The organism is Lacrimispora sphenoides JCM 1415 (assembly GCF_900105615.1).
Taxonomy (GTDB): Bacteria; Bacillota; Clostridia; order Lachnospirales; family Lachnospiraceae; genus Lacrimispora; species Lacrimispora sphenoides.
The window spans coordinates 2669209-2682001 of record NZ_LT630003.1 but is presented as its reverse complement, the minus strand read 5'-3'; the positions used below and the strand labels follow the sequence as shown (position 1 = coordinate 2682001).

At 39.2% G+C, this 12793-nt stretch carries 9 protein-coding genes; 8 read left to right on the top strand and 1 reads right to left on the bottom strand.

The genetic code is table 11. The features are described 5' to 3' along the window. From yaaA to BMX69_RS12125, 3 genes are all read left to right on the top strand, one after another. Positions 1 to 741: a peroxide stress protein YaaA gene (gene yaaA, locus BMX69_RS12135; RefSeq protein ID WP_100042474.1), complete on the top strand. Its 741-nt coding sequence runs from the start codon at positions 1 to 3 to the stop codon at positions 739 to 741. Between the two features lie 171 nt (positions 742 to 912). Continuing rightward, a complete protein-coding gene (locus BMX69_RS12130) occupies positions 913 to 1509 on the top strand; it encodes a hypothetical protein (RefSeq protein ID WP_100042473.1) in 597 nt (198 codons plus the stop codon). Between the two features lie 137 nt (positions 1510 to 1646). Further along, the gene (locus BMX69_RS12125; protein WP_100042472.1) at positions 1647 to 2759 is read left to right on the top strand and encodes an aldo/keto reductase; all 1113 of its coding nucleotides are present in this window, start codon (positions 1647 to 1649) and stop codon (positions 2757 to 2759) included. Between the two features lie 426 nt (positions 2760 to 3185). Here the strand turns inward: BMX69_RS12125 and BMX69_RS12120 are convergent, their stop codons facing one another. Beyond that, positions 3186 to 4841 (bottom strand): PucR family transcriptional regulator, encoded by a 1656-nt coding sequence (locus BMX69_RS12120; RefSeq protein ID WP_242941246.1) that lies wholly within the window; start codon positions 4839 to 4841, stop codon positions 3186 to 3188. A 104-nt stretch (positions 4842 to 4945) separates the two neighbouring features. Between BMX69_RS12120 and BMX69_RS12115 the strand changes: the two genes are divergently transcribed. The 5 genes from BMX69_RS12115 (at position 4946) to pstB (ending at position 12748) form a co-directional block, all read left to right on the top strand. Further along, positions 4946 to 7759, top strand: coding sequence for an oxidoreductase (locus BMX69_RS12115; protein ID WP_100042470.1), 2814 nt, complete (start codon positions 4946 to 4948; stop codon positions 7757 to 7759). A gap of 62 nt (positions 7760 to 7821) precedes the next feature. Then, complete coding sequence (locus BMX69_RS12110; RefSeq protein WP_054791653.1) at positions 7822 to 8598, top strand: SDR family NAD(P)-dependent oxidoreductase; 777 nt, start codon at positions 7822 to 7824, stop codon at positions 8596 to 8598. Between the two features lie 447 nt (positions 8599 to 9045). Next, positions 9046 to 10800, top strand: coding sequence for an ATP-binding cassette domain-containing protein (locus tag BMX69_RS12105; protein ID WP_100042469.1), 1755 nt, complete (start codon positions 9046 to 9048; stop codon positions 10798 to 10800). Positions 10801 to 10908: 108 nt separating this feature from the next. Continuing rightward, entirely contained in the window at positions 10909 to 11334 is a 426-nt protein-coding gene (locus BMX69_RS12100; protein WP_054791632.1) for a VOC family protein, read from the top strand. A gap of 616 nt (positions 11335 to 11950) precedes the next feature. Beyond that, positions 11951 to 12748, top strand: a complete 798-nt coding sequence (gene pstB / locus BMX69_RS12095; protein ID WP_242941245.1) for a phosphate ABC transporter ATP-binding protein PstB — start codon at positions 11951 to 11953, stop codon at positions 12746 to 12748. Positions 12749 to 12793: the final 45 nt, after the last annotated feature.

Below are 12793 nucleotides of genomic sequence, written 5' to 3'. Positions count from 1 at the left end.
ATGAAGATAATAGTTTCTCCTGCAAAGAAGATGAATGAGGATACGGATTCCATTGAGGTTACTGGAATGCCCGAATTTATTAATGATGCTATAATATTGATGCATGAAATGCAGTCCTTGTCCTTATCAGAGGGAAAAGCATTGTGGAAATGCAATGATAAATTAGCAGAATTAAACTATAAGCGCTACAAAGATATGGCTTTGATGCGTAGACTGACACCGGCAGTAATAGCATATGAAGGCTTGCAGTATCAGCATATGGCTCCGAAAGTGCTTACAACCAGGGCACTTACGTACCTATCAGATCATTTGCGGATTCTGTCAGGCTTCTATGGAGTACTTAGGCCCTTTGATGGGGTAACGCCATATCGACTAGAAATGCAGGCGAAGCTATCCGTGAATGATTGTAAAGATTTATATGATTTCTGGGGAGACCGGTTGTATCATAGTCTAGTGGACGATGACAGAATTATCATTAACTTGGCTTCGAAGGAATACTCACAATGCATCGAGAAATATATCACACCGAAGGATCGATTTATTACGATTGAGTTTGGTGAGCTAGTGGAAGGGAAAGTGAAGCAAAAGGGAACAATATCGAAGATGGCTCGCGGTGATATGGTGCGGTTCATGGCAGAGAATAATATTTCTGATCTGAATGGCCTCAAGGATTTTCAGGGGTTAGGGTTTGCTTATTCCAAGGAGCTTTCCAGCAATTCAAAATACGTATTTATAATGTGAGATGAGAGGTTGTCATGAAAACCAGAGAAGAGGTATTAGCATATTGCCTTAATTTCTAGGTTGTAGACGGTACTACAGGAAAATCATTAGATCGTTCACTATAATTGTATTATGAGGTGGCGAACATGGATTGGATTAAAGATACTTGAAACTGTTAAAGAGGAACGCAAGATGAAACTAAAAAGTGGTTGTAATGTGCCTTTTCCAGAGCAGTTGGAAGAGGGATACATGGTTAAGGATAATCAAATAATTGCAAACATCGATATAGACAGTATTGAGTCTGTGATGCAGCATTTTATTGTAATGCACAAGGAGCCGCTTTTCTTTATTCTTGAGCTTCCGGCTTCTGTTGATGAGACAGAGATAAGTCCAGGCATTGTGGAAAAACTCCATAAAGATATTTATTACATTGATGGCTGCTCTCTGGATGAAGCACTGGTTATCATATCAAGAGTTGGAGCTCTTTTATTTAACGATGGTCTTTCTTCGTTTGGATATGGTGGACATGAAAGTGGCGATGAAATTATGTTCGGCAAATATAATGTGCTTACAATTTTCAGCCAGGATATTGAAAAGTACGATGAATTTTTTAGCGCACACGATATTAAGAAAAAGTACGATATCCTTTCAGCTTGGGAGACCTTCTCAGAAAAACATCCAGGTACTTCTGATCGAGTAACGATTGATGATAAAGATGTATTTTCAATTCCGAAACAGTTTGAAGATTGGGGCATGTATCTGGCCGAACAACGGGAATCCGATATATAATGAAGGTTTCGTTCTTGCAAACCATTTTTTAAGGAGGCAGGATGGCATCTTTTCTGTTATCATACTATCATATTGACACGTAATTAAACAAGGATATATGATGTCTATATACGAAACAAGAAAGGTATGGTGATATTATGCAAAAACGGCCATTTGGTAACACAGGTTTACACACTTCAATTCTTGGATTTGGTGGATTTCATTTGCTGGAAATTCCAGTAAGCGAGGCGAACTATCTATTAAACCGATATCTGGATGAAGGGGGTAATTATATTGAGACTGCTGCCAGCTATGGGGATGGTGAGTCAGAAAGAAAGATAGGACAATGTGTATCAGTAAGAAGAAAGGAATTCATTCTGGCAACAAAGTCGGGAGAACGTTACAAGGATGGATTGTTAGCCTCCTTAGATCGTAGCTTACATAATCTTAATACGGATTATGTAGATCTTCTCATTATGCATGCTGTGGGAACCATGGAGGAGTTGGATGCGATCCTTGCTCCCGGCGGGGCATTGGAAGGTGCATTGCAAGCGAAAGAGGAAGGCCGCATTCATCACATAGGAATCTCAATGCATGGGCAACCCGATGTCTTAATCCGTGCATTAAAGGAATATCCTTTTGAGGCTGTAATGACGACCATTAATTATTATGATCATTTCAACTTCCCCGAGATACAAGAGGTATTGCTACCATTAGCACTCAAGAACAATACTGCCATTATCTTAATGAAACCGGTAGCAGACGGTCTATTGTGGCGTTCTGCTCCGCAGGCGTTCCGTTATGCCTTCAGTCAGCCGGTATCCATTGTCGTTGCAGGTATCAATAATAGAGAATTACTAGAGGCGGATTTACGTTATGCGAATGAATTCAAATCAATGTCAGAAGAAGAGATGGAGGATATATATACTAACTCTCCTGAGCTTGGTACCTATGTATGCAGACAATGTGGGAAATGTATGATTTGTCCAGAGAGCATTCCCCTTACTGATATCTTCCTGTATGAGGGCTATTTTGACCGGCAAATGGCGGATGGTATCGTAACCAATGCTTCCGATTATGCTTTAAAGGAACGGCTACGTTTTTGGTTTGGCAATCGAGATATGGCTATGAACCTTTATTCCAAACTGGAGGTTAAGGCTGACAGCTGCACCGATTGCGGCAAATGTACGCCGGAATGTCCTTACAGCATTGACGTAAGACGTAAGTTAGCAATCGCAGATTATAAATTGGCAAAGAAGGATATTTTTTGACATTTAATAACCCTTCATGGTTTTTGTATGAGGGCGGTAGCCAAAGCAAGAGTCATGATGTAGATGGCATGATAGAGAGTCAGCTGGTGAGGGTCCATCCTCACCGGCTGATTGAGCAATTACATCATTAGGCGCCTAACGTAGCTCTGCCGCTTAGCAACAGACTACTGACATAATAACTCCAAGGAGAGAAGGATATCTGTTTGCTGGTTATTTTACGGAAAAAATATGAGAATATCGGAAGACGTCCAACGGGGGCACTGGAACCGGATAAGAAGCGAAATTAGTAATCGGATAGGTACAAGACACTAGTATCTCAAAAGATAAAATAAAATTTAGTTCACTAAGGGAGCAAGGCAAAGATAATAATCGGAACCTTGCTTTCTTATTGCGATTTTAATTTGGAAGATAAGAGATATCATTCCCTCACGAGTATTTTAAATTGTTTGGCATTATATTATTTTGATAAACTGCGAAGCTATTATTTCGCTCATTATACCGATCTATAAGAAAAGAAAGCCGAAGCAGGAAAAGCGTATTAATGTCTGTAAGATCAACCCGGCATATTTCCGTGATACGATTTAAACGGTAGACAAGGGAATTTCGGTGGATATATAGACTTTCCGAAGTTAATTTAATGTTATTCCCCTTTTCTATGTAGACATATAAGGTCTTATATAGCTGCGAACCATTTTCATGGTCATACTGATTGAGTACTGCCAGAGCAGGATGACAGTACCGCCCTAATTTATCTGGATTCTTCACTTCCGAAAACAAATCATAAATCTGATAATCTTGATAGAGGTATACCAATTCTTCCGGGTTTAATTTATGGCCCAATTCTAATGCTGCATGTGCTTGTTCATAGTGGCTTACAAAGTTTTCAATGCAGGAAAAAGAGTTACTGATTCCCATTCGTATGTGTTCCTTTTTAGAAAAATATTTTAACATTTCCAGTGACTCTAAATCTATTTCAGTATCTTCTTTTAACGGAATAACCGCAACAATCCCGTTATTATGATAAGTAATATGGGTACCGGGAATCTGTATTTTCAGATTCTTGCATATAAAATTTTTTAAGTACGGTTGCCCAGGATATTTTGCAGGATGAATGAATAGAACCAGCATTTTGGCAGGAAATTGAAGTTCTGTCAGTCTTGGCATGATATCCTTTGATGGCGTTCCGATCAGCATATCATATAATACTTCATGATAAATGCTGTTTTTTTCAAATAAGTCCGATTTATAGTATGAAATGGTGTAGCTGATAACATGGCTTATTGTACTTAACATTTCAAAATGGGAAGGAAGAAAGTTGTTCTCTCCTTCAATCATCAATAAAAATCCAATCTGGGTTTGATTATGAAAAACTTTACTGCTCAACTTACGGAAAGGGGATTTGTTGCAGGTGACTTCTATGGCGGCTGTAGTCTGGGAAGCGTTGCGTATGGATTTTAATTCTTTTACTTCATTGATAAATTCATAACAGCAGTATCCCTTCTTTGTATTTTCTATCCAAAGAGGATCGAGGACAGGGATAGATGTAGAATAGGCAATGATTTTAAAGTTCGTATCACAGAACAGCAAAGAATTCCCAAGCCTTACAGAGGCAGCATCAATAACGGCTTCAATGTTATGGGTTTTATCAGCGATAGCAGTAAGTTCCTCAAAAATTCCTTTTTGAGACGCTTCAATCAAAGCTTTTGCATCGTTGAATATGGTAAATAAAGAGTCTTCTGCTACCAAAGCGATATTACTACTCACAGTGGGAAGGGGAATCGCTGCAGAATCCGTGCGTGCAATTATGCATTGAGATGGAATAGATACTGCATGTTTTAATTGTTTATCATAACCAAAGTAAAGAGTATTCCTAATCGTATTATCATGCTTGTTGTCAATCAAAGCAACATCCTGTATTTCTAAATCTTCTCCTTGTGATAGGATATCAATTGAATATTCTTCTGAGATTTTTTCTATAAACTTTGCAAATTTCATAGTTTCCCCCATTTTAGAAATGATCTGTTTAAAAGATATTTTTACTATAGTGCACGATGAACAAATTGTCAAATTTTTATCATTCATGGTACACATTGTTAAATTGCTGATTTTAACGTATTCTTATGGCATTATGAAGGTTGTCGTTTCATGCAGATAATCTTATATAGGAACATAATAGGAGGGGAAAAATGTATAACAAATTATTTGAAGAGGAAAGAATTGGAAAGGTAACGATTAAGAATCGTTTGGTCATGTCTCCAATGGGGTGCGGACTTGCCAACCTTGATGGAACGCCTTCTGAAGATATGATTGCTTTTTACGAAGCAAGAGCGGTTGGCGGTGCAGGAATCATCATACCGGAGATTACCCGTATCAATGATACGCATGGAGCAGGGCTTATGAGACAGCTGTCAGTCACAAAAGACAGGCATATCGGACCACTGGCCGAACTTGCGGAAGCAGTACATAAGCATGGCAGCAAGATATTGATACAGTTGCATCATCCTGGACGTGAAACGGTGTCTGCACTTATTGGCGGACAGCCGGTAGTTGCACCGTCTCCGATTCCTTGTAAATTAGTAAAACAGGAGACACGTGCACTTACCATAGAGGAAATACAACAATTGATTTTGCAGTTTATCGAAGGTGCTGTCAGAGTTCAAAAAGCAGGTTGTGACGGCGTGGAATTACACGCAGCACATGGATATCTGTTGCATCAGTTTTTGTCTCCTTATACAAATAAAAGGGAAGACGAATACGGCGGAAGCTTTGAAAATCGTCTAAGAATGATAATTGAAATTATCAATGGAATACGGAAAGAATGTGGCCCGGATTTCCCGATCGGTGTCCGGTTAAGTGTAGAAGAATTTCTGGATAAGACAGGTGTAACAGAAGAGTATATCCATATTCAAGATGGTATAAAGATTGCCATGGCCTTAGAGCAGGCAGGTATTGATTTTATTGATACCAGCTGTGGATTATATGAAACAGGCATGACCTGCATAGAACCTATTTCTTTCCCACAGGGTTGGAGACACGACATGCTTTTGGCAGTAAAAAGTCATGTGAAAATTCCTGTGATCGGTGTATCGGTATTTAGAGAACCTGCAGTAGCGGAAAAATTCCTGGAAGAAGGGGTAGTAGATTTTATTTCCATGGGACGTACCTGGAATGCTGATGAAGAGTGGGGAAAAAAAGTACAGGAAGGAAGAGAAAGTGAGTTACGCAAATGTGTCTCCTGTCTGCGCTGCTTTGAAAGCCTGAATGAATATAACGCTGCCGGTTTACCGCCGGAATGTGCATTAAACCCAAGATATGCAAGAGAGCGGAAATATGGGAATCTTGTTCACGATACAAAAGGACATACTGCAATTGTTGTTGGCGGCGGACCGGCTGGAATGTGTGCAGCACAAACCCTTGCCCTTCGTGGAGTCAAAGTGACTTTGCTTGACCGTCAAAGTGAACTTGGAGGAACCGTTAATCTGGCCAAAAAGCCGCCGTTAAAGGAACGTATGCAGTGGATTGCCGATTACTATAGCGGTGAATTGAAACGGCTTGGAGTAGAAGTAAAATTAAATACGGAAGCAACCGCAGATATGATTATGGAATATAAGCCAGATGCAGTCATTCTTGCCACAGGCTCTGCCTCCATTATTCCAGGAAAAATCCCCGGAATAATGGGTGACAATGTATTTACGGTGGAATCGGTGCTGTCAGGAAATTCAGCATTAAAAGGGAAAAAAGTAGCTGTGATCGGTGCAGGGCTTACAGGACTTGAGACGGCAGAATATCTTTGTGAAGAGGGAAATCAGGTTACCATTATTGATATGCTTGATAAGCCTGCTCCAAATGCGAACCATACCAATGTAGCTGATGTCTGTGGACGACTTACTAAATCAGGTGCAGATTATTTGCTGGGACATTCCTTAAAAGAGATAAAATGTAACAGGATTATACTGGAGAGATTGGAAGATCATGAAGAAGTGATTGTATCTGCCGATGCAGTCGTACTTTCTCTTGGATTCAGACCGGATCAATCTTTGGTTTCTGAATTAGAAGCAAAGGGTGCAGAGGTGAAGGTAATAGGAAGTGCCATAAAAGATGGAACTATCGCACCTGCAGTACGTACAGGTTATGAGGCAGGAAGTGAATTATTTATGGAAAAACAAAAAGCTCCAAGCTTCCGGGTTTCCAAAGATGAAATACCAAACTTCGGCAAGATATCTCTAATGGATAATCAGGAGGGACTCTACATCAGTTATCTTACTGACCCGGCAGCAATTGCGCGGATACTTCCGCCGCCGTTGAAACCGTTTTCTATGCCGGTAGTTACCTTGTCCATCTGCCGTGTGAATAATCCAACATTTGCAGATGACTACTATGAAGCTATTTTGGGGGTTTATGCAACCTACGGTAAGACACTTGGTTTATATACGATGGGTCTGGTACTTGGCGGATCAGGAGCTGAAATGGCAGTACAATGCGGCCGTGATAATGGAAGTATTCCAAAGAAACTGGGAGGAGAATTTGTCATTAGAAGAAATGGTGACACGGTAACAGCAGGAGTAACGAGAAGAGGAACACAGCTTGTAGAAGCAACCATGAAATTAGGTGAATATAATAATCCTCTGACCGCGGCTCTCTATCAATTCCCGGCAGCAGGTAAGCAGACATTTGGAGGCGGGTTCTATTTCCATTTTGACCGGATGCCAGATGAAAACGGTGTTTCTCATTTCCTGAACGGAGCATTGCTTATGAATCAATGCGAATATAATTATCAATCATGGGAGCCGGGATTGGTTTCGCTCAATTTAAAATCAAGTATTGATGACCCATGGGCAGAACTTCCTGTTAACACCATAATAGGCGGTGCTTATTCAAAGAACAGTTTGTTAGTACATAAACTTAATTTAGTAGAAAAACTAGAAGCCAATGATGTAATTCCATATTTGTTAACCGGACGCTATGACCGTACGGCATTTATGGAAACAGGCCGTATTTAATTCGATTTTTGGGAATATTATTTGTGATCTCAATTGATAAAAGTGAAAGGATGTATATAAATATGGAAAATTTTTTTGATTTAACTGAAAAAGTAGCTGTAGTAACAGGAGCTAGTTCAGGGCTTGGTGCAGATGCCGCACTAGCCTATGCAAAAGCAGGAGCAGATGTTGCATTACTGGCAAGACGTATTGAAAAGTTAAACGAAGTAAAAGCAGAAATTGAGAAAATAGGCAGAAAGGTAGTAGCAGTTGGATGTGATGTTACAAATGAGGAAAGTGTAAAAACAGCAATGCAAACAGTGCTTGATTCCTTCGGTCACATTGATATTTTGTTAAATAATGCAGGAGTTGCTGTTCATGGCGGTGTAGACAGCATGTCAGTGGAGGATTGGGATAAATCCTTTGATACGAATGTGAAGGGAATCTTTTTAGCAAGCAAATATGTACTTCCGCAGATGAAGGAAAGAGGTTATGGTAAGATTATTAATATTGCATCCGTAAATGCAGTTGTTGCAGATAAGTTTGATGTATTTATCAGACATTCCTATAATTCCTCCAAAGCAGCAGTGGTAGGCTTAACAAGAGGTATGGCAGCTTCCTATGCTAAATATGGTATCACAGTGAATGCCATTGGACCGGCTCTTTTTGAAAGTGAAATGACGAGTGATACTTTATTTAAGTCAGAGAATTTTCTGAACCAATATAATACATTGAACCCGGCAGGACGTCCAGGAAGAAAAGGGGAATTAAATGGTACAGTTCTCTATCTTTCCAGCGATAGTTCCAGTTATGTTCAGGGCCAGTTCATAATCGTAGATGGCGGCGTAGCCCTTGTATAGAATTAAGTATTTTAATTGGCAGTAGTACAAAATATGGCAAATTATTTTCCGACGGCCTCATCTTAAAAACACGTTCATAGTTTTGGATACAGACAAAACCGAACGTGTTTTTAATTTGGCATTTTATATATTTTTCATCAGTTTGAAGGTTCACTCATATTTTGGGATGCTTTGTTTTTGCTGTTATTATATCACTAGGAAAATAATAATTACCAGCTATAACTTTGAGATGCCTGAATAGTGGTTATCTCAGCATATCTTGACGTTACACCAAAACGCCGATATAATAAAGTGATAAAAATGACAATGCAACAACTTAATAATCTTGTTTAATTAAAAGTAGGCGGGGTAAAGTGGGATTTTGACACGAAGTATAAAAGAACGGTTGCATCACATTGTGAAGTTTGTGTCAAACTATATCAGAAATAAATACCATAGGAGGTAATCATGATTAAGGTTCAAAACTTGTCCTACTCATATCCGCAAAAGGATTTATATAAAAAAGTTTCATTTACAATAGAAGATAATGTACATTGCGCATTGATTGGTACCAATGGTACAGGAAAAAGTACGTTACTCGATTTAATAATGCACTCCGAAGAGTATCTGTACGATGGGAAAATAGAAATCGACAATACAGGCAGAATCGGATATGTCAGTCAATTTTCGCAATTAGATCCAAAAGAAGATATGACCGTGTTTCAGTATATCAGCGATGAATTTGTAAAGCATGAGCAGAAAATATTTGACCTTTGTAAGGAAATGGAAACTGCTGTAGACCTGGAAAGTATTTTCGAGGAATATCAAAAAGAGTTAGATGAATGGAATGCGATTGATGGAGAGTCACACGAAATCAATATTAAGAAACAATTAAAACTAGCTGATCTGCAAAAGTTAGAAGAACAGAAAATCAGTAGTCTGAGTGGCGGAGAATTTAAGCTGGTTCAGGTAATCAGAGAGATGATGCTGAGTCCAAGGCTTCTTATTATGGATGAACCGGATGTATTTTTGGATTTTAATCATCTGAATGCATTAAGAAATCTGATCAATGCCCACAAAGGAACGCTTCTTATTATCACACATAACCGGTATTTGTTAAACCATTGCTTTAACAAGATACTTCACATGGAAAATATGGATGTTCAGGAATTTGATGGAACCTATACAGAATATAATTATGAACTTCTCGCTACGAAGATTGATTTAGAAGAAGCAGCAGCTGCAGACCAGGCTGAGATTGACCGTCAAAGTAGAATTTTACAGAAATCCAGAGCGAGAGCGTCGGAAATGGACAACCCATCCCTTGGAAGAGCCGTACATGCAAGACAGACCTTGGTGGACCGGCTGAAAGCAAGAAAAACAAAGACTCCTTTCGTGGATATCAAACAGCCGGAACTATATTTTGATCTGGAAAACGAAGTGGCAGATGAAAATATTCTGGAATTAACGGATTACAGCGTTGCGTTTGATGAGCAGCTTTTAGAGCATGTAAATTTTGAAATGAAGCCTGCAGAGCATGTAGCAATTGTGGGGAGTAATGGAACAGGAAAAACAACAATGCTATGCGAAGTCTTTGAAAATAAGAAAGACACGATCAGGATTAGTGAAAGTGCAAAGGTCAGCATGTTTTCCCAGATTACTGGCTCATTATATGACGATACGATAACGTTGCTTGAAATCTTCGAAGAAAAAGGATTTGATAGAAAAAGTGATATAGAGAACTATTTAAAAAAATATGGTTTTGAAGGAGAGACGCTTGGTCAGAAAGTGAGTGAATTGTCTGGTGGAGAAAAGGATTTGTTTCAATTAGCGGTGCTCTCATTAGAAAAAGCCAACTTCCTGCTGTTAGATGAACCGACGGGGCATTTGGATGTTTATGCGCAGATTGCATTAGAACAGGCGATTTCTGAGTACAAAGGTGCAATTCTTATGATATCCCATGATTATTATACGGTGGCCAATTGTATGGACTATGTGCTTTTGGTAGAAAACAACACGGTGCGCAGAATGAGCATCCGCAAATTCCGGCAGATGATTTATGCCAATCATTTTGACAAAGACTATCTGCTGCTGGAGCAAAAGAAAAAAGAGACAGAAACCAGAATTCAGCAGCTGCTTCGGACGAACGAATTTGAAATGGCAAAGGTTCTGATGGAGTCATTAGAAGAGATTATTAAAAAAATGAAAATGTCAATGGCATAATTTCAATAAGTTCCATTATGCAGTATAGAACTGTTGTCCCAGCACATATGGAGATGGTTGTACTTTTTTTCCATAAATAACAATTCTTTATTTGGAGGTATTCGCGCTATGGATAATGAACTGAAAATCAAAATGTACTCATTTACGGTGGATTGCATAGACCCTTATGAATTAGCAAAGTTTTATGCGGCGCTGCTCAAGTGGGAAATACCATTTTATAATGAAGATTGGGCATGTGTAGGAGCTCCGGGAACGGAGCAGGGGATGTATCCTGGTATAACGTTTCAAAGGAATCCTGAGTATAAACCGCCTGTTTGGCCGGATAAGCCTGAAGCACAACAGCAAATGGCGCATTTAGACTTCGCTGTTAATGATTTGGAAAAGGCAGTTGAATATGCAATTCATTGTGGAGCGACAATCGCAGATGAGCAATTTTCCGATGATTGGAGAGTCATGCTTGACCCTGCCGGACACCCTTTTTGCTTATGTCAGATGAAATCAGTTATAGAAAGTCCCCATTTTGCGTTGTTATAAAAATCACAACTCAATAAAAATACCTGTACCCTATTGGTTTAAGGCGAAGGGTGCAGGAGATGGAGGGAGTGTCAAGGATAATACGAGCGGCTACTCGGTCCTTGACTCTCCCTCCATTGGATTCCTCCACAACAAAACAGCGGTATGCACTTTATCTGGTGCATACCGCCTTTTGCTGTCATCAGCCCGTTTAACGGTACGCGTGCAGTTCCTTGTAAACTAGCCTAAAAATAGTATAAAAACAAAAATTTGGGAATTTGAACAGTATGAATATGAAAATATATTCCGAAATATGGACAAGATAGTTATAAAGGAAAAAATGCTATTATGTTCGAAGAATTATTTACAAAAATGCTTCGGAAAATACTTGAAGAATATCGGTATCTTATGTGCCCCGCAGGCAGGATTTTATATTACCATACCTGTTGGTCTCTTTTTGGGGATGAAAATTTTACACAAATTTTACCTATAATTAACATAGATAATGCTTTAATTATCATTAATTATTGTATAATTAATATTTGTTGTGAATAGGAAGATAGAAGTTTAAAATATTATAAAGGATAAGCGCTTCTTATAAAAGTTTTAATAAGGAGTCGATTAGCGAGGGTGACGAATGGATGATCAAATGTTAAAATCTGGGCAAAAAGCCAAGATAAAAACAGATGCGGTAAACCTATTTTATGGCAACTTCCAAGCGCTGAGGAATGTCACAATGGATATTACGGAATGTGCTATTACAGCCATAATTGGGCCGTCGGGATGCGGTAAATCTTCTCTTCTGCGTCTTTTTAATCGTATGAATGACCCGATACCAGGAGTTAGGGTAGAGGGAAAAATTATGCTTGATGGTGTTTCTATCTATGATAAAAGTATGGATGTTGTTGCACTGAAAAAAAGAGTTGGAATGGTTTTTCAAAAACCTAATCCCTTTCCTATGTCTGTGTATGATAATATGGCTTTTGGTCCAAGGCACCATGGAATAAAGCAAAGAGCCCGTCTTGATGAGATTGTGGAAAGGAACTTGAACCAGGTAGCTTTATGGGACGAAGTTAAGGACAAGCTGAAAGAATCCGCGTTTGATCTTTCTCCGGGCCAGCAGCAGCGTCTGTGTATTGCCCGTGCATTGGCTGTGGAGCCTGAGGTTTTATTAATGGATGAATCCTGCAGTGCTCTTGATCCGGAATCTACAATGCAAGTTGAGGGGTTAATGGAGGAACTGGCGCAAAAATATACGATCATTATTGTAACTCATAGTATGGAACAAGCGGCAAGGGTATCTCATATGACTGCTTTTATGATGATGGATCATGATAGAGCGGGGACATTGGTCGAATATGCTCCAACAGCAGAAATTTTTGCAAATCCAAAGGATAAACGCACCGAGGACTATATTACAGGTCGGTTCGGATAAAAATTTTAAAATGTGAACTTGCAGTTCTTTAATATATTCTGAGAA

Excerpts from the sequence above, each read along its gene's own strand:
- yaaA (WP_100042474.1), top strand. The coding sequence starts at position 1 with ATGAAGATAATAGTTTCTCCTGCAAAGAAGATGAATGAGGATACGGAT.
- BMX69_RS12130 (WP_100042473.1), top strand. The coding sequence starts at position 913 with ATGAAACTAAAAAGTGGTTGTAATGTGCCTTTTCCAGAGCAGTTGGAA.
- BMX69_RS12125 (WP_100042472.1), top strand. The coding sequence starts at position 1,647 with ATGCAAAAACGGCCATTTGGTAACACAGGTTTACACACTTCAATTCTT.
- BMX69_RS12120 (WP_242941246.1), bottom strand. The coding sequence starts at position 4,841 with ATGAATGATAAAAATTTGACAATTTGTTCATCGTGCACTATAGTAAAA.
- BMX69_RS12115 (WP_100042470.1), top strand. The coding sequence starts at position 4,946 with ATGTATAACAAATTATTTGAAGAGGAAAGAATTGGAAAGGTAACGATT.
- BMX69_RS12110 (WP_054791653.1), top strand. The coding sequence starts at position 7,822 with ATGGAAAATTTTTTTGATTTAACTGAAAAAGTAGCTGTAGTAACAGGA.
- BMX69_RS12105 (WP_100042469.1), top strand. The coding sequence starts at position 9,046 with ATGATTAAGGTTCAAAACTTGTCCTACTCATATCCGCAAAAGGATTTA.
- BMX69_RS12100 (WP_054791632.1), top strand. The coding sequence starts at position 10,909 with ATGGATAATGAACTGAAAATCAAAATGTACTCATTTACGGTGGATTGC.
- pstB (WP_242941245.1), top strand. The coding sequence starts at position 11,951 with ATGGATGATCAAATGTTAAAATCTGGGCAAAAAGCCAAGATAAAAACA.